At 69.9% G+C, this 17,073-nt stretch carries 11 protein-coding genes; 3 read left to right on the forward strand and 8 right to left on the reverse strand.

What is annotated here, in order from left to right:
* Positions 1–167: 167 nt before the first annotated feature.
* The gene (locus DI272_RS25770; protein WP_109497642.1) at positions 168–2,693 is read left to right on the forward strand and encodes an ATP-dependent Clp protease ATP-binding subunit; all 2,526 of its coding nucleotides are present in this window, start codon (positions 168–170) and stop codon (positions 2,691–2,693) included.
* Positions 2,694–2,751: 58 nt separating this feature from the next.
* Here DI272_RS25770 and DI272_RS25775 read toward each other — a convergent pair whose 3' ends face one another.
* The 3 genes from DI272_RS25775 to DI272_RS25785 all read right to left on the reverse strand — a co-directional run bounded on the left by DI272_RS25775 (position 2,752) and on the right by DI272_RS25785 (position 9,747).
* Positions 2,752–5,793 carry an NACHT domain-containing NTPase gene (locus tag DI272_RS25775; protein ID WP_109497643.1) on the reverse strand — a complete coding sequence of 1,014 codons (3,042 nt, stop codon included), beginning with the start codon at positions 5,791–5,793 and terminating at the stop codon, positions 2,752–2,754.
* Positions 5,794–5,853: 60 nt separating this feature from the next.
* A complete protein-coding gene (locus tag DI272_RS25780) occupies positions 5,854–6,450 on the reverse strand; it encodes an HAD family acid phosphatase (protein WP_109497644.1) in 597 nt (198 codons plus the stop codon).
* A gap of 117 nt (positions 6,451–6,567) precedes the next feature.
* A complete protein-coding gene (locus tag DI272_RS25785; RefSeq protein ID WP_258314676.1) occupies positions 6,568–9,747 on the reverse strand; it encodes an NACHT domain-containing NTPase in 3,180 nt (1,059 codons plus the stop codon).
* Positions 9,748–10,132: 385 nt separating this feature from the next.
* On the opposite strand from DI272_RS25785, the gene DI272_RS25790 reads away from it, so the two are divergent.
* Positions 10,133–10,699 carry a M23 family metallopeptidase gene (locus DI272_RS25790; RefSeq protein WP_109497645.1) on the forward strand — a complete coding sequence of 189 codons (567 nt, stop codon included), beginning with the start codon at positions 10,133–10,135 and terminating at the stop codon, positions 10,697–10,699.
* Positions 10,700–10,713: 14 nt separating this feature from the next.
* Here DI272_RS25790 and DI272_RS25795 read toward each other — a convergent pair whose 3' ends face one another.
* Positions 10,714–11,310 carry a TetR/AcrR family transcriptional regulator gene (locus DI272_RS25795; RefSeq protein ID WP_109497646.1) on the reverse strand — a complete coding sequence of 199 codons (597 nt, stop codon included), beginning with the start codon at positions 11,308–11,310 and terminating at the stop codon, positions 10,714–10,716.
* Positions 11,311–11,451: 141 nt separating this feature from the next.
* On the opposite strand from DI272_RS25795, the gene DI272_RS25800 reads away from it, so the two are divergent.
* Entirely contained in the window at positions 11,452–13,032 is a 1,581-nt protein-coding gene (locus tag DI272_RS25800) for an MDR family MFS transporter (protein ID WP_109497647.1), read from the forward strand.
* A 516-nt stretch (positions 13,033–13,548) separates the two neighbouring features.
* Here the strand turns inward: DI272_RS25800 and cseC are convergent.
* The 4 genes from cseC to DI272_RS25820 all read right to left on the reverse strand — a co-directional run bounded on the left by cseC (position 13,549) and on the right by DI272_RS25820 (position 16,987).
* Positions 13,549–14,895 carry a two-component system sensor histidine kinase CseC gene (cseC, locus tag DI272_RS25805; protein ID WP_109497648.1) on the reverse strand — a complete coding sequence of 449 codons (1,347 nt, stop codon included), beginning with the start codon at positions 14,893–14,895 and terminating at the stop codon, positions 13,549–13,551.
* A gap of 11 nt (positions 14,896–14,906) precedes the next feature.
* Complete coding sequence (gene cseB, locus DI272_RS25810) at positions 14,907–15,611, reverse strand: two-component system response regulator CseB (RefSeq protein WP_109497649.1); 705 nt, start codon at positions 15,609–15,611, stop codon at positions 14,907–14,909.
* Positions 15,612–15,713: 102 nt separating this feature from the next.
* Entirely contained in the window at positions 15,714–16,460 is a 747-nt protein-coding gene (locus tag DI272_RS25815; protein ID WP_375138067.1) for a hypothetical protein, read from the reverse strand.
* Complete coding sequence (locus tag DI272_RS25820) at positions 16,445–16,987, reverse strand: SigE family RNA polymerase sigma factor (RefSeq protein ID WP_059193955.1); 543 nt, start codon at positions 16,985–16,987, stop codon at positions 16,445–16,447. Before DI272_RS25820 ends, DI272_RS25815 begins: the two co-directional genes overlap by 16 nt.
* Between the last annotated feature and the right edge of the window lie 86 nt (positions 16,988–17,073).

A 17,073-nucleotide genomic window follows, 5' to 3' on the forward strand; every position in this document is an offset into this window, starting at 1 on the left:
ATCGTCTCGCACCATCAGGTTGGAGCAGATGTCGGCGTTCGGGGTCAGGAGGCCAAGGACGGTGTCGGCAGTTGGAATGAGCGGTCCCCGCTTGCGGGACTAAGCTGCGGAAGGACAGGGAGGGGAAGTTCCCCCCACTGCCTGACCGCTCTGAGGAGCGATTAACGATGTTCGAGAGGTTCACCGACCGCGCGCGGCGGGTTGTCGTCCTGGCTCAGGAAGAAGCCCGGATGCTCAACCACAACTACATCGGCACCGAGCACATCCTCCTGGGCCTGATCCACGAGGGTGAGGGTGTCGCCGCCAAGGCCCTTGAGAGCCTCGGGATTTCGCTCGAGGCGGTCCGCCAGCAGGTGGAGGAGATCATCGGCCAGGGCCAGCAGGCCCCGTCCGGGCACATCCCCTTCACCCCCCGTGCCAAGAAGGTCCTGGAGCTGTCGCTCCGCGAGGCCCTTCAGCTGGGCCACAACTACATCGGCACGGAGCACATCCTGCTCGGCCTGATCCGTGAGGGCGAGGGCGTCGCCGCCCAGGTCCTGGTCAAGCTGGGCGCTGATCTCAACCGGGTGCGGCAGCAGGTGATCCAGCTGCTCTCCGGTTACCAGGGCAAGGAGACCGCCACCGCCGGCGGGCCTGCCGAGGGCACGCCCTCGACGTCCCTGGTCCTCGACCAGTTCGGCCGGAACCTCACCCAGGCCGCTCGTGAGTCCAAGCTCGACCCGGTCATCGGGCGCGAGAAGGAGATCGAGCGGGTCATGCAGGTGCTGTCCCGCCGTACGAAGAACAACCCGGTCCTGATCGGTGAGCCCGGCGTCGGCAAGACCGCCGTCGTCGAGGGCCTCGCCCAGGCCATCGTCAAGGGCGAGGTGCCCGAGACCCTCAAGGACAAGCACCTCTACACCCTCGACCTCGGCGCGCTGGTCGCCGGCTCCCGCTACCGCGGTGACTTCGAGGAGCGCCTGAAGAAGGTCCTCAAGGAGATCCGCACCCGCGGCGACATCATCCTGTTCATCGACGAGCTCCACACCCTCGTGGGTGCGGGTGCCGCCGAGGGCGCGATCGACGCCGCCAGCATCCTCAAGCCGATGCTGGCCCGCGGTGAGCTCCAGACCATCGGTGCCACCACGCTGGACGAGTACCGCAAGCACCTGGAGAAGGACGCGGCCCTGGAGCGCCGCTTCCAGCCCATCCAGGTCGCCGAGCCCTCGCTCCCGCACACCATCGAGATCCTCAAGGGTCTGCGTGACCGGTACGAGGCTCACCACCGCGTCTCGATCACGGACGAGGCCCTCGTCCAGGCCGCGACGCTGGCCGACCGGTACATCTCGGACCGCTTCCTGCCGGACAAGGCGATCGACCTGATCGACGAGGCCGGTTCCCGGATGCGCATCCGCCGGATGACCGCGCCGCCGGACCTCCGCGAGTTCGACGAGAAGATCGCCGGTGTCCGCCGGGACAAGGAGTCCGCGATCGACTCGCAGGACTTCGAGAAGGCCGCGTCCCTGCGCGACAAGGAGAAGCAGCTCCTGGCCGCCAAGGCCAAGCGGGAGAAGGAGTGGAAGGCCGGCGACATGGACGTCGTCGCCGAGGTCGACGGCGAGCTGATCGCCGAGGTCCTCGCGACCGCCACCGGCATCCCGGTCTTCAAGCTGACCGAGGAGGAGTCCTCGCGTCTGCTCCGCATGGAGGACGAGCTCCACAAGCGGGTCATCGGCCAGAAGGACGCCGTCAAGGCGCTGTCGAAGGCGATCCGTCGTACGCGTGCGGGCCTGAAGGACCCGAAGCGTCCCGGTGGTTCGTTCATCTTCGCCGGCCCGTCCGGTGTCGGTAAGACCGAGCTGTCCAAGGCGCTCGCCGAGTTCCTCTTCGGTGACGAGGACGCGCTGATCTCCCTCGACATGTCGGAGTTCAGCGAGAAGCACACGGTCTCGCGGCTCTTCGGTTCGCCCCCCGGTTACGTGGGCTACGAAGAGGGCGGCCAGCTGACCGAGAAGGTGCGGCGCAAGCCGTTCTCCGTGGTCCTCTTCGACGAGGTCGAGAAGGCCCACCCGGACATCTTCAACTCGCTGCTGCAGATCCTGGAGGACGGTCGCCTGACCGACTCCCAGGGCCGGGTCGTGGACTTCAAGAACACGGTCATCATCATGACGACCAACCTCGGCACCCGGGACATCTCCAAGGGCTTCAACCTGGGCTTCGCGGCCTCGGGTGACACGAAGACCAACTACGAGCGCATGAAGAACAAGGTCTCGGACGAGCTCAAGCAGCACTTCCGGCCCGAGTTCCTCAACCGCGTCGACGACGTGGTCGTCTTCCCGCAGCTGACCCAGGAGGACATCCTCGCGATCGTCGACCTGATGATCGGCAAGGTGGACGAGCGCCTGAAGGACCGGGACATGGGCATCGAGCTCTCCCAGTCCGCCAAGGAGCTGCTGTCCAAGAAGGGTTACGACCCCGTTCTGGGCGCGCGTCCGCTGCGTCGCACGATCCAGCGCGAGGTCGAGGACACGCTGTCGGAGAAGATCCTCTTCGGCGAGCTGCGCCCCGGTCACATCGTGGTCGTGGACACGGAGGGCGAGGGCGACGCCCAGACCTTCACGTTCCGCGGCGAGGAGAAGTCGGCACTGCCGGACGTTCCGCCGATCGAGCAGGCGGCCGGCGGGGCCGGGCCGAATCTGAGCAAGGACGCGTAAGCCGCAGGGCGATGCGTTGAAGGGGCCGGTGCCTTCGGGTGCCGGCCCCTTCGCCTTGTCAGCGCTGGTCGAGGCTGATCTCGACGCCGGGGAAGACGCCGGCGTAGCGGGCCGCGGGTATGAGCTTGCCGGGGTAGCTCTGCAAAGTCACCGAGTGCAGGCCCGGCAGCCGGTCGACCAGCGGGGACAGGTCTTCGGCGCCGTGCATGGCGGAAATCCGCAGCGTCTCGACGCCGGGAAGCACCGGCATCAGCTCGACGGAGTGCGGGAAGTTCTGGATGATCTCCGAGTTGATGTGGAGCTCGGTCAGTTCGGGCAGTGCGGCGACGGCCTGCCAGTCGCCGGTGGTCAGTTCCTTGGTCAGCGGACCGAGGCTGAGGGTGCGCAGCCCGGACCAGTGCTGGAGCCCGCGCAGGCCCGTGCTGTCGGTGGTGTTCCTGCCCAGGAAGAGGAACTCCAGGGGTGCGTCCGTCGGCAGCGACTCGGTGAGATCGGCGCCCGGCAGCTCCTGCGACAAGGACAGGTACCGGGCGCCGCGGAAGCACCGGAGTCCGGTCAGGTCCTCGACGCCGGTGACGGTGACGCCGGTGAGCGACCGCGTGGACAGCCGGTCCAGGCCGGCCAGGGTCGGGCAGCCCTCCAGCCGCAGTACGCGGAGTGAGCCGAACGCCGACAGGGCGGCCAGGTCGGTGAGCAGCGGATTGCCCTGCACATCGAGCTGCTCCACGGCCTCGGGCGCGGGAACGGCGGCCAGGATGTCCTCGACCCGCTGCGGCCCCTGAAACGCCAGGCTGTACCAAGGGCGCATGCCGGCGAGCGCCGACCTCTCCTCGGCCGTCTTGCAGGTGAGGAACAGATGCTTGCGCTCCAGATGGTCCAGCACCTCCGTGGCGTACTCCTCGGTGTCGAACCGCTGCCAGGTCCCGGCGAGCTGGCGTCGTACCTCGAGGTCCGGGTGCTCGCGGAACCGGCGGAGCACGGCCAGAGCCCCCGTCGGTTCCTCTCCGCCGAGGATCGAGGCGGTGATCGTGACGCCGAGGGCGGCCTCCTCCGTCAGGCCGGCCGGCCCCGGCAGCAGCTCCAGGACCAGGGGCCCGGCCTCGGCCAGGACCTTGGCCTCCTCTTTGGTGCCCGGTGGTATCAGCGCGGACGCCTGGGACTCGACCGCCGCGCGCACCCCCGGGTCCAGGGCCGTGACGTGTTCCAGGCAGGCCAGCGCCAGCAAGGTCAGCCGGGGGACGTCCCGGGACAGCAGCGCCTTGAGGAGATGGGCCCGTTCCCGCGGCCGGGCGTGGGCCACGGCCAGCCGGATCACGTCCTCCCACTGGGTGTCGTCCGCGTGGCTGAGCAGGACGTCGAGGTGGCCCTCCTCGACCGCGTACCGGGCTCCGAGGTAGTCCTGGAACGTGCGGTGCACGAAATCCACGACGCCCGCGGCCGGCTGGCGGAGCAGGCCGCTGCGCAGCAGCAGGGACTGAAGCACCGTGCGCGCGTCACCCGGTACCGCGATCGACGGCAGACAGCGCTCCACGATGCCCTCGGCGGTCTCGACGTCCATCTCCGTACGGCCGCTCAGCACCAGGGCGTACGCGAGGCGTTGGAGCACCTCCAACTGGGCCTCCTCACCCAGTTCGGAGACCGTCGGCATGCCCCGCTCCAGGTCCCGGCGGGTGAGCAGCATCGTGAGGGCGGCGTCGTACAACTCCTTGCGGCCGGTGGGGAGATAGCCGCGGCGCTCCCGGTGCAGGGCGCAGATCAGGCCGCACATCAGGGGGTTGGTGGCGAGGCGGGCCAGGTCGCGTTGGGTGCGGAGGGAGTCCAGGAGCGGGCCCTCGTACTCCGGGGCCCGGGCTGCCGTGTGCCAGCGGTGGACGAAGGTGGCGATGTCCGGGCGGCGCATCGGGGCCATGGCCAGCTCGTGGAAGCCCTCGCTCGCCAGCCAGTCGGGGCGGACCGCGGTGGGGCGGGAGGTCAGGAGCCAGCGGTTGCCGGGGAAGGCGCGGATGAGGGCGAGGAGCCAGTCGCGGGTGCGGGTGCGGTCGGGGGCGGGGATCTCGTCGAGACCGTCGACCAGGATCAGCCCCCGGCCAGCCGTCAGGACGCGTTCCGCCCAGCCCTCGGGCGGGGTGTGCGGGCAGCTCACCGCGGACAGGAACTCCGCCGGGGCCGGGAGCGTGCCGGTGCGGATCAGGGTGCGCAACGGGAGGACGTACGGGATGTCGAGGCCGTCGCGGGCCGCCGTCACCGTCAGCCATTGCACCAGGGTGGTCTTGCCCGAGCCCGCGTCCCCGCGCAGGAACACGCGGTCGTGGGCCAGCAGCGCTCCCTCGGCCGGGAGTTGGACGGTCACCGGGCCGCCGGAAGGGCGCTCCTCCTCCGGCGCCCGCTCCTCGGACGTGGTCGCCTCCAGGCTGAGGTACGCCACTTCGAGGGGCCAGCGGTCGGGGGAGTCGCGCAGATCGATGCCGTAGATGGTGATGTGGTCGTGGCGGTCGGCCAGATGGCGCAGGTAGCGGCGTTCGAAGGCGTGGTCGCGGCTGCCGGGGCGGGGGGTGCGCACCAGCAACTGGTCGACCTTGGCGATGAGTTCGGCCTGGCGCCGGGTCTGCTCGACGAGGGTGCGGGCCACGAAGGCGGACCGGCGGGTGAAGTGCTCCAGGATGTGCAGACAGGCCCACTCGGTCGCCGAGTCCAGGAAGTAGTCGGCGTCGGCGGACAGCCCAGTGGCCGGCGAAGCCCGGTGGGCGAGCCGTTTCGCCAGCTCGCGGTGGCCCAGGCTCACCGCCTGGACGTCGTCCATGTCCAGCTCGCCCAGGGCCAGCAGGCGCAGCACGAGGGCCTCGATGACCGCCGTCGTCTCGTCGGGCGGGAACGGCGGCTCGCCCGGGGTGTCCGTCGCCGCCTCCACCAGGCGGGACGCCAGGACGTGGACCTCCTTCTCGCCCAGTCTCCGCCGTTCGCCCCGGAACGAGACGAGTGACTTCAGGCGTACGGGTCTGTCGACCAGGCCGGCCCCAGGGGCGTCCGGTGGGAAAAGCCGCCGCAGCAAGGAAGCCACCGCGCCGGACGCCAGTTTGCCGCCGAGGACCGCCGGGTCCATCCGCCCCACCCCCGTGATCGTGCGAACGGGGGTGAGGATATCGGCAGTTGACCGGTCGGGTCAGGAAAGCTGACCGTCGTAGTCCGGCAGCTTGTACGTCTTCTCGGCGTGGCCGCCGGAGAGGTCGGTGGCGCTGTTGCCGATGTTCGCGATGATCGTGTAGCCCTTGTTCTCGATGTCGACGCGCTGGGCGGTCTTGTAGGCGGCGACGTCCTTGAACAGGTCGAGGAAGCCGCGGACGTAGAGGCCGGAGACGTCGTAGCCGACGTGGTCGAGGTTGTAGTCCGTGAACGAGTAGATGATGCCCGGGCGGGCCGTCACGAAGAACAGCGATACGCCGTGCTCCTGCGCGTACTTGGCGACGTCCAGGACCGGCTTGTTGGCGGGCTGCGGGTAGCTGAAGCCGAAGTCGGTCTCCAGGGTGGTGTTGTCGATGTCGAAGACGATCGCCTGCTTCTCGCCGGGCTTCGTGGCGGCGATGCGCTGCTTCAGGTACGGGAGCGCCTGGTCCATGACCGCCCGGCAGTCCTGCTGCCAGGTGGTGTAGTCGATGTCTTCGGTGGTCGCGGCGTCGGCCGGGGCGGCGAGTGCGACGAGGGCCGCCGTGGAGACGGCGGTGACGGTCATGCGGCGCACCAAGGGGCGTCGGTTCGTCATGGGTGGGGGGTCCTCTCACGTCCGGTGCTGCTGCCGTTGACGGGGGCATGGTGGTTGGCGTGGGTGGCGCGAGGGGAACCGTAAGGTTACTGGAGGGTAAGTGGGAAGAGGCTTGCGCTACTTGATCTGGACATGGGCGGGGAGCCGATCGAGGCCGCGGGGGCGGAGGGTGGCGCGTGGCAGGGTGAGCTGCTGGAGCGCGGGCAGGTGCCTGAGCGGGGTGAGATCCCAGTTCGGCAGGGAGTCGTGAGGGGCTTCGAGGGTGAGGTGTGTCAGGGCGGGGAGGCGCGCGGGAAGGCGTTCGAGGTACGGCGGCTCGGTCGGCTCCGCGATCAGGGTCAGCCGCGTCACCTTGGGGAACACCGTCGTCGGCGGGCACCGTTGCAAGGAGGCGGTGGACACCCGGAGCGTGAGCAATTCGCTGAGTGTCTCGATCTCCGACCATTCGGCGGCGGACGACGGACTGGCGGCCTGGCTCAGGGCGAGGTTTCTGAGCTCCGCGAAACGACTCAGGCCGAGCAGGCCGTCCTCGGGGGCGGGCGTTCTCAGCCCGAGCTTGAGCCGGCGCAGGGGTGCCCGGGCCGGCAGCATCGACGTGGCCCAGACGCCTCGCTGCGGCAGGGAGAGTTCGAGCATCTGCAACCGGTTGAGGCCGGTGAGGGGGCGCAGGTCGAGGTCGGGGCCGAGGCGTTGGAGGTTCAGCCACTTGAGGCTCGCTCCCGGGAGGCCGCCGATGTCCGTGAGGCGGGGGCAGTTCGCGAGGGACACGGTCACCAGCGCCGTGGCTTCGGCCAGCAGGGAGAGGTCGGTCAGCTCCGGGTTGCTGCCGATGGTCAGGTCGGTCGGCTGCGTCTCGGTGACGTACTCGGTCATCTCGTGCCGTGGCAGCGCTCCCCGGAAGAGCACCAAGGGACGTCCGCCCATGGAGCGCAGCGCCCGCAGCTGCTCGGGGCTGTCGACCGGGAAGACGATGCCGTGCGGGGTGATGCGGGCGATGACGTCCCGCGCGTAGGCCTCGGCGTCGAACCTGTTCCAGGCGGCCGCGAGCGGTGACCGCACCGACCGGGACGGATGGTCGGCGAACCGCGCCAGATAGGGGATCGCCGTCTCGGACGCCACGCCGGTGGCGGTGATCACCGCGTGGTAGGCGGCCTTGTCGTCGAGCCCCTCCGGCCCCGGCAGCAGGTCCAGCACCAGCGGACCGACCGCCGCGAGCGCCTCGGCGGCCGGTGCGGTGGCCGGCGGGACGAGCGTGGCGGCCCGCTCCTGCACCGCGGCGCGGACCGCCGGATCCAGCTCCGTCGCGTGTTCCAGGCAGGCCGCCGCGAGCAGATACACCCGGCTCCGCTCCCGCCCCTTCTCGTACGCGTCCCCCTTCGCCAGCAACTCCTGGAAGATCTCCGCCCGCTCCCGCGGCCGGGCGTGTGCCACGGCCATCCGGATCACGTCCTCCCACTGGTCGTCGACCGCGTGCTCGACGAGCAGGCCGAGGTCCCAGATCTCCACGGCGGCACGGGCGGCCAGGTAGTCCTGGAAGGTGCGGTGGATGAAGTCGACGGCGTCCGGGGCGGGTTCGCGGAGCAGCCCGGTGCGGTCGAGGAGGTGCCGGAAGACGGCCCTGGCGTCGCCGAGGGCCGCGGCGGACGGCACGGCGGGCAGGATGTCGGCGACGATCTGTTCGGCGCGGTCGCGGTCCATCTCCGTACGGCCGTTGCGGATCAGCCAGTAGGCGAGGCGCTGGAGAAGCTGCGTCTGGGATTCCTGTTGCAGCTCGACGCCGCCTGTGGTGACCACGGCACGTTCGCGGTCCCGGCGGGTCAGCAGCATCGCGAGCGCGGCCTCGTACAACTCCTTGCGGCCCTGCGGGAGATAGCCGTGGCGGTCGCGGTGCAGGGCGCAGATCAGGCCGCACATCAGGGGGTTGGTGGCGAGTCGGCCGAGGTCGGTCTTGCTGCGGATGGCCGCCAGCAACTGGCTCTCGTATGCGGCCAGTTGCGCGTCCTCGTCGGCGTTTCCGGTGGTCGCCGCCTTGTGCCAGTGCGCGATGAAGGTGGCGACGGCCGCGGGGCTCATCGCGGACAGGGTGAGTTCCGTGAAGCCGTCGTCGGCGAGCCAGTCGTCCTGTACGGCGCTCGGTCGGGAGGTCACCAGCCAGCGGTTGCCGGGGTGGGCGGCGATCAGTTCGCGCAGCCAGGTCCGGGCGCGGTCGCGTTCCGCCTCCGGGATCTCGTCGATGCCGTCGATCAGGACGAGGCCGCGGCCCTGGGCGAGCACGCGGTCGGTCCAGCCCTCCGGCTGCCTGCCGGCGAGGGGGCAGCCGGAGGCCGCGAGGAAGCCGGCGGGGGCCGGGAGCGGTTCGCCGTGCCGGGTGAGGGTGCGCAGGGGCATGACCAGTGGAATCCGGCCGTACAGGTGGGACATCGCGTCGTCCGCGTCCGCCCGGGTGGCGGAGACGGCCAGCCACTGCACGAGTGTGGTCTTGCCCGAACCGGCGACGCCGCGCAGCAGGACGCGGTCGTGGTGGGCGAGGACCTGGTCGGCGGGAAGGACGGCGAGGCGGCTGATGTCGAGGGAGGGCAAGGGGTCGGCCACGGGCTTCTTCTTGAAGGCCGCGGGGGGCCAGAAGCCGTCGACCCCCACGACTGGCTCGCTCGTCGTGTTGAGCCAGTAGTGTCGCGATGCTGTTGCCTCCAAGCTGAGATAGGCCACCTCCAGGGGCCATTTGGAGGGGGAGTTCACCAGGTCGATGCCGTAGATGGTGAGTCGGCCGTGTCGTTGGGCGACGTACTGCAGATAGTCATGCTGGAACGCCGTGTCACGGGGGTCCGGGCGAGGGGCGCGCGTGATCAGCTCGTCGATCCTGACGACGAGGTCGGCCAGGCGGCGTGCTTCCTCGGGCAGGGTTCGGGAGACGTACTCCGAGTGCCGCGCGAGCCGGGCGACGATATGGAGGCAGACCCATTCGGTGAGGTTGTCCATGAAGGACGCGGAACCGGAGGAGAGATCCGATTCCGGCGCGGCCCGGCGAAGCTCTCGCGCCAGTGCGCGGTACCCCAGCCGCACCGCCTCCACGTCGGTCATGGCCAAGCGCCGCAGGCCCAGCAGCCGCAGCGCGAGGGCCTGGCGGACCTCGGTTCCCTCGTCGGGGAGCAGGTGCTGTGCGCTCAGCGCATCCGGATCGGTCAGCCACGACAACGGCACCGGCCCGGCGGCCTCGCCCTCCCGCACGAACAGCCGCTCCACCATCGGGCCCACCACGCTCGCCCCGAGCCCGGCCCCGATGCTCGTCGGATCCACCCGGCATCCCCCCCCGCATTCCCCATGTATCCCTCGCAGAGACCCGGCAGCGTAGCCCCCGTCACATCCGCATGTCCGTCGATCTCCGCACCCGGTGACATGGCGCACAGGCGATTTGTCCGTTACTAGGACGCTTAGGAGTAGGCCCGATAAGGGCAAAAAGGACTTTTATCCCGGAACCCTCGACGGCATTCCGCCGTCCTGGGTGGATTCGTACCTCCTGGGTCCTCTGTCAAGGAAGCGGAAGTTTTCGGATGAAGTACTAGCTTCCGTCGTAGATCGGCGGTTTGGGTGTTCCGCGGGGGCGGGGTTACCAAGGGATGCCCCATCCGGCGGATGCCTGTGCGCCGGGTGGTTTTTCTGTCCCCGTCTCCATGAGGTTCCGATGTCCCCGCGTTTCGCTTCCCGTTCCGCCCGTACGTCCAAGCTCCGCACCCGCGCGGCCGTGGTGGCCGTCGGCCTGGGGGTCTCGGCCGTGCTGGGGACCGGGGTCGCGGCGGCCGCCGAGACCGGTGTCGCCGCCAAGAAGGCCGTCTCCTGGGTCGACCCGGTGAAGAAGTACACGCTCAGCGCGAGCTTCGCGCAGGCCGGCAAGATGTGGCAGTCCACCCACAGTGGTCAGGACTTCGCCGTGGCCAGCGGCACCAAGGTGTTCGCCGCGCACGGCGGCACCGTCGTCAAGGCCGGCGGGAACGGTGCCGGTGACGGCTCCGCGTACGGCAACGCCATCGTCATCAAGCACGGCAACCGGCTCTACTCGCAGTACGCCCATCTCTCGCGCATCGAGGTCAAGGTCGGCCAGGTCGTCAAGACCGGCCAGCGCATCGCCCTGTCCGGCAACACCGGCAACTCCAGCGGTCCGCACCTGCACTTCGAGATCCGTACGACCGCCAACTACGGGTCGGCCGTGGACCCGGTCGCCTTCCTGCGCTCCAAGGGTGTGACCGTCTGAGTCTGAGGCGGGCCCTACTTCTCCGTGGCGCCCCGGTGGGCCTGGGTCACCAGGTCCGACGCCACCTCCAGGACCGCCTTGCGCTTGGCTTCGGGGTCGGCGTCGAAGTCCTGGAGGAAGAACATCCCGGCGTGCAGGGTGAAGATCGCGCTGACGTAGCGGACCTGGTCGACCAGGTCCGCCGACGGGTCGATCATGATGTCGCGCAGTCCCTGCATGCGCTCCTTGAAGGTCTCGCCGACGCGCAGCTCCCGCACCGTGGCCTGGTTCTCCTGCATGAAGCGGAACAGGGGGGCGGCGTCGGCGAGGATGTCGCTGTAGCGCCGTACGATCTCCTGCTTGGTCTCCAGGGTGTGCGGCTGCCGCTTGCCCCAATCGATCAGGTCGAGGATCGGCTGCGTCAGATCGTCGAAGATGCTGACGAGGATCTCTTCCTTGGTCTTGAAGTGGTAGTACAGCGCCGCCTTCGTGACCTCCAGACGCTCCGCGATCTCGCGCAGCGACGTCTTCTCGTAGCCCTGCTCGGCGAAGAGTTCGAGGGCCACGTCCTGGATGCGCTGGCGGGTGTTCCCGCGGCGCCGCTGCCTGGTGCCGTCCATGGTGTCGCCCATCCTCGCGCACTCCTGACTTGAAAACTCGGGACACAACCGCTGCCGGTAAAACTTACTTGACGCCCGGCTAGTTACGGGTCTACCTTCCCTCAGTGTAGTTAACTAGCCGGGCGGCAAGTAAGTGCCGGGGGAGTGGGAACAATGGCGGACACACAGGCAGCCGAGCCACAGGCGCCGGAAGACGAGAAGCAGCCCAGGAGCGTGCGGGTCGTCCTGCTCGCCCTGATGATCACCATGATGCTCGCGATGCTCGACAACATGATCGTGGGCACCGCGATGCCGACGATCGTCGGTGATCTGGGCGGACTGGAGCATCTGTCATGGGTCGTGACGGCGTACACGCTCGCCACCGCGGCCTCCACCCCCGTGTGGGGCAAGCTCGGTGACATGTACGGGCGCAAGGGCGCCTTCATGTCGTCGATCGTGATCTTCCTGATCGGCTCCGCGCTCAGCGGCATGGCCCAGGACATGCCGCAGCTCATCGGGTTCCGGGCCGTCCAGGGCCTCGGCGCAGGTGGTCTGATGGTCGGCGTCATGGCGATCATCGGTGACCTCATCCCGCCGCGCGAGCGCGGCAAGTACCAGGGCATGATGGCCGGCGTCATGGCGCTCGCGATGATCGGCGGTCCGCTGGTCGGCGGCACCATCACCGACAACTGGGGCTGGCGCTGGTCCTTCTACATCAACCTGCCGCTCGGCGTCGTCGCGCTGGCCGCGATCAGCGCCGTACTGCATCTGCCGAAGAAGCGGTCCCAGGCGCGGATCGACTACCTCGGTGTCGCGCTGCTGACCGTCGGCATCACCTCGATCGTGCTGGTCACCACGTGGGGCGGCACCGAGTACGCCTGGACGTCCGCGCGGATCATGGAGCTCATCGGCATCGGCGTGGCCTCGCTGATCGGGTTCGTGTTCTGGCAGACCAAGGCCGCCGAGCCGGTGGTGCCGCTGCACATCTTCCGCAGCCGCAACTTCACGCTGATGTCCGTCATCGGCTTCATCACCGGCTTCGTGATGTTCGGCGCCACCCTGTACCTGCCGCTGTACCAGCAGTCCGTGCAGGGCGCGTCCGCGACCAACTCCGGGCTGCTGCTCCTGCCGATGCTCGGCGCCATGCTGGTGACCTCGATGGTGGCGGGCCGGGTGACCACGAGCAGCGGGCGGTACTACGTCTTCCCCGTCATCGGCAGCGTGCTGATGGTCGTCGGGCTGTACCTGCTGTCCCTGATGGACACCGGCACCTCCCGGTTCACCTCCGGTGTGTTCATGGCCGTCGTCGGGCTCGGCATGGGCTGCCTGATGCAGATCACCATGCTGGTCGCGCAGAACAGCGTCGAGATGAAGGACATGGGCGTCGCCTCGTCCTCGACCACCCTCTTCCGGACGCTGGGCTCGTCGTTCGGCGTCGCCATCATGGGCGCGCTGTTCAACAACCGGGTCCAGGACGTCATGGCCGAGCGCGCCGGGGCCGTCGGGGCCAAGATGACCGAGCAGTCCGCCCAGCTGGACGCGGCGAGCCTGGCCAAGCTGCCGGACGCGGTGCGCGAGGCGTACCAGCACGCGGTGTCCGCCGGCACGCACTCGGCGTTCCTGCTGGGAGCCGTGGTCGCGGTGGTCGCGCTGGTGGCGGCCGTGTTCGTGAAGGAGGTTCCGCTGAAGGGCGCGGGGCCCAAGACGCAGGACGCGGAGGCCGCGGCTCCGCCGGCGGTGGTCGAGGCCGTCTGATCGGACGGTGCGCCACTGAGCAAGGCGCACCAGCGCGAAAGCGCAGCAGAGCTGAAGGCCCCCGGTGGGTGTCCGCCCCGGGGGCCTTCGTCATGCGGTGACGGTCGGCCGGGGGCGGCCCGGTCTCAGCGGGCTCGGTCCGTTCTCCGCGCGCTGCAAGGCTGCAAGGCTGCAAGGCACGGAGGGGATGGATCGGGCTCGCGCCGAGCGACTCCCCGGCTCGTTCGTTGCGCGCTGCATGGCGCTGGGCCCGGATTGGGCTCGCGCCGAGCGACTTCCCGGCTCGTTTGTTGCGCGCTGCATGGCGCTGGGCCCGCCCGGACTGGGCCCGCCCGGACTGGGCTCGCGCCGCGCGATTTCCTGGCCGAGCACATGGGGCGCGGAGCGTTCCGAATCTGCGGGTGCCACGCGCTGTTCCCGGCCGCGATTGGCCGCGGAGCCTTACGGCATCGAGCCTCGCGGCATCGAGCCTGACGGCATCAAGCCTGACGCCATCAACCCTGACGCCATCAACCCTCACGGCATCATCGGATAGCTCCCCGTGTTCGTCGGCGCGTGTTCCGGCAGCCACAGCACCGCCACCGCACCCTCCGCCCGCACCCCCTCCGGCGCGCCCGCCGGGCGGACGTTGCGGAAGGTGAGGCGGGCGCCCAGCACCCGGGCCTGGCCGGCGGCGATGGTCAGGCCGAGGCCGTGGCCGTGCCCCGCGCGGTCCGCGCTGCCGGTGCGGAAACGGCTCGGGCCCTCGGCGAGGAGGTCCTCGGGGAAGCCGGGGCCATGGTCTCGGACGCGGATGACCCGGCCCTCGACGGTGACCTCGATCGGCGGCTCGCCGTGCCGGGCGGCGTTGGCGAGCAGGTTGAACAGCACGCGCTCCAGACGGCGCGGGTCGGTGGTGACCATCGACTCGTGCACCACGCGGACCTCGATGTCGGGGTCCTTCGCTGCCACCCGTCGAGTGACGAACTCACCCAGCAGGATGTCCTGAAGCTCGGCCCGCTCGGACGCGCTGTCCAGGCGGGCCACCTCCAGCACGTCCTCGACGAGCGTGCGCATCGCCTTCGCCCGGTCCAGGACCAGTTCCGTCGGCCGGCCGGGCGGCAGCAGCTCCGCGGCCGTGAGCAGGCCGGTCACGGGGGTGCGCAGTTCGTGCGCGATGTCCGCGGTGACCCGGCGCTCGGCCTCGATGCGCTGGTGCAGGGCGTCCGTCATCGCGTCCACCGCGCTCGCCAGGTCGTCGGTCTCGTCCCGTACGACACCGCCGATGGCGTCCCGCACCCGTACGTCCGTCTCGCCGCCGGCGACCTGGCCCGCGGCGGTCGCCGCCTTGCGCAGCCGGCTCGACAACCGGCCGCCTATGAGCACCCCGAGGGCGCTGCCGCCGAGGACGACGGCGATGGAACCGATCACCAGGGCCTGGTCGAGGTCCTTGAGGATGTCGGTGCTGCGGTCGGTGAACGTGGTGTGCAGGGACAGCACATGGCCGTCCGACGTCGGGACGGCGGCCCAGATGTCCGGCTCCCCGCCCGGCCGGTCGGTCACATACGTCGCCCGGCGCCCCTGCTCGACCTTCTCCCGCAGCTCCACCGGCAGCGAGGAGTCGTTGATCTTGACGTTGGGGAAGGGGTTCGGTCGTTTGTACTGGTCGTAGTTGCGCTGGGCGATCTGGATGCGCTCGTCCGCGAGGTCGCGGGCGTTGTCCAGCATCGAGACCCGGGCCGCGTTGTGCACGACCAGGCTCAGCGCGATCGCGACCAGCGCGCCCACGAACGCGATGGCCGCGCTGAGCTTCCACCGCAGTCCCGTACGGATGCCCGCGCGCTCCAGTCGCGCCGGGACCAGGCGCTGAAATGTCCCCCGCATGTCCGCCCCGCTCAGGCCTTCAACTTGTAGCCGAAGCCACGGACCGTCTCGATGCGGTCCTGGCCGATCTTCGTCCGCAGCCGCTGCACATGGACGTCCACGACACGGGTGTCACCACCCCAGCCGTAGTCCCACACGCGCTCCAGGAGTTTGTCACGGGACAGGACCGTGCCCGGCGCGGAGGAGAACTCCAGGAGCAGGCGCATCTCGGTCGGCGTGAGCGCCACCGGCTCGCCGGCCCGGCGCACCTCCATGCCCTCGGTGTCGATCTCCAGCTCGCCGAAGGTCAGCACCCCGCCGTCCGCCGCCGACGCCGTCTCGGCCACCCGCTCGCCGCCCCCCGCGTGTCCGAAGCGGCGCAGCACCGCGCGGATGCGCGCGACCAGCACGGCGCCGTCGAACGGCTTCGTCACATAGTCGTCGGCGCCCGCCTCCAGGCCCAGCACGACATCGATGGAGTCCGCGCGCGCCGACAGCATGATCACCGGCACGGTCGACTCGTCCCGGATGCGCCGGCACAGGCTGACGCCGTCCAGGCCCGGGACCATGACGTCCAGCAGGGCGATGTCGGGGCGGTTCGCCCGGAAGGCCTCCAGGCCCGACAGGCCGTCGGGCATCGCGGTGACCGCGAAGCCGTCCCGCTCCAGGGCGAGCTGGGTGGCCTCGCGGATGACGTCGTCGTCCTCGACGAACAGAACGTGGGTCTGGTCTGCCATCCCGCTGCTCTCTGTCCTTGGTCCTGCGGCTTGGTCTTGCTCTCGAAAGGTGATCGTCCCGGAGGGCCCGATCGGTTCACGGAACCCGGGGCGTTTGCGGACTCAGGTCGTCGGCGCCGGCGTGCTCGACGTCGTCGGCGCCGGGGTGGGCGTGTCCCCGGACGAGCGGCCGGACGTGTCGCCGTACTCGCTGTACTGGTCCCAGCGCTTGACGAACCGGCCCGCCGTCCAGTGGTAGATGAACACGTACTCACCGGAGGGTGCCGCCACCGCGTCGCCCTTCTCGTAGACCTGCTTGTCCACCACCAGATCGCCGCGGTCGATCTGTGCGTAGACCGGAGGCTCCTCGGCCTTGAAGACATTCTCGTACGCGCCGTCCTGGAGGCGATATACGTAGGCGCCTATGCCGATGATGTCGCCGCAGGTCAGCACGTTGACCACGACATCGCGCGCGGTACCGCCGGTGAGGTTGCCGGAGGTCACGTCGAGGGGCGGGTCGTCGCCGGTGCAGGGCTGGAGGTCGTTCTTGACCTCCGCCGAGACCGCGGGGTCGTCCTTGAGCAGCTGGGCGGCCTCGGCCTTGGTGAGGTTGCCGGAGTACGAGGCCGTGGCCGACGGCGCGGCGCCCGCCGCCATCTCCGAGCCCGCCGAGGTCTCCACATGGGCCGGGCCCTCGTCGCGCGTGCCGGTGCCGCCGGTGGCGCAGGCGGAGGCGAAAAGGGCAAGGGCGGCGAGCACGGCCACCGCCGTCATCGCCGCCTGGAAAGCGCCCCGCCCCGGTGCGGGGTCGAGATCGGCGCCGAGCATTCCGTCCGCGCCGCGAGCCCTGTCGGTCAGGCCGCCGTGCAACGCTCCCGCTCCTCACGCTCCAGCGCGCGTGCGTCCAGATCGCGGCTCTCCAGCTCCTCGCGGAGCCGGGCGAGGGCCCGGTGCAGCGTGCTCTTGACCGTACCGGCCGACATGCCGAGGGCGGCGGCCGTCTCCTCCGTGGACATCTGCTCCCAGTGTCGCAGCACGACCACGGAACGCTGTTTGGGGGCGAGCACCTTCATGATGTCCATCAGCAGGGCGCGGTCCGCGTGCTGCTCGGTGGCGTCGTCGACCGAGGCGTCCGGGAGCTGCTCGGTCGGCACCTCCTCCAGCTTGCGCGCCCGCCACCACTCGGTCCGGGTGTTGATCATGACCCGGCGCAGGTAGGCGTCCGCGAGCCGCTTGTCCTCGATGGTCTCCCAGCGGCCGTACGTCCGTGCCAGCGCGGTCTGGAGCAGGTCCTGCGCGTCGACGGGGTCCGGAACCAGGCGACGGGCGCTGCGCAGCAGCGCGTCCTGCCGGGTGCGGACGTACTCCTCGAACTCGAGCACCTCGCCCTGCGCCATGATCGACCGCCTCCATCCCCGTTTCCGACTCGCCTGCCGCCGGTTCTCCATTGCCTGTGTGCCGCCGTCCTGCGGTACGCCAATGA

It is taken from the genome of Streptomyces sp. Act143 (assembly GCF_003143935.1).
In the GTDB taxonomy this organism is placed as follows: domain Bacteria; phylum Actinomycetota; class Actinomycetes; order Streptomycetales; family Streptomycetaceae; genus Streptomyces.

What these genes read in the sequence shown, in the direction of transcription:
- cseC (WP_109497648.1), bottom strand. Translation starts at nt 14,895, where the DNA reads ATGCGGGGGACATTTCAGCGCCTGGTCCCGGCGCGACTGGAGCGCGCG.
- DI272_RS25780 (WP_109497644.1), bottom strand. Translation starts at nt 6,450, where the DNA reads ATGACGAACCGACGCCCCTTGGTGCGCCGCATGACCGTCACCGCCGTC.
- DI272_RS25800 (WP_109497647.1), top strand. Translation starts at nt 11,452, where the DNA reads ATGGCGGACACACAGGCAGCCGAGCCACAGGCGCCGGAAGACGAGAAG.
- DI272_RS25820 (WP_059193955.1), bottom strand. Translation starts at nt 16,987, where the DNA reads ATGGCGCAGGGCGAGGTGCTCGAGTTCGAGGAGTACGTCCGCACCCGG.
- DI272_RS25790 (WP_109497645.1), top strand. Translation starts at nt 10,133, where the DNA reads ATGTCCCCGCGTTTCGCTTCCCGTTCCGCCCGTACGTCCAAGCTCCGC.
- DI272_RS25775 (WP_109497643.1), bottom strand. Translation starts at nt 5,793, where the DNA reads ATGGACCCGGCGGTCCTCGGCGGCAAACTGGCGTCCGGCGCGGTGGCT.
- DI272_RS25795 (WP_109497646.1), bottom strand. Translation starts at nt 11,310, where the DNA reads ATGGGCGACACCATGGACGGCACCAGGCAGCGGCGCCGCGGGAACACC.
- DI272_RS25770 (WP_109497642.1), top strand. Translation starts at nt 168, where the DNA reads ATGTTCGAGAGGTTCACCGACCGCGCGCGGCGGGTTGTCGTCCTGGCT.
- cseB (WP_109497649.1), bottom strand. Translation starts at nt 15,611, where the DNA reads ATGGCAGACCAGACCCACGTTCTGTTCGTCGAGGACGACGACGTCATC.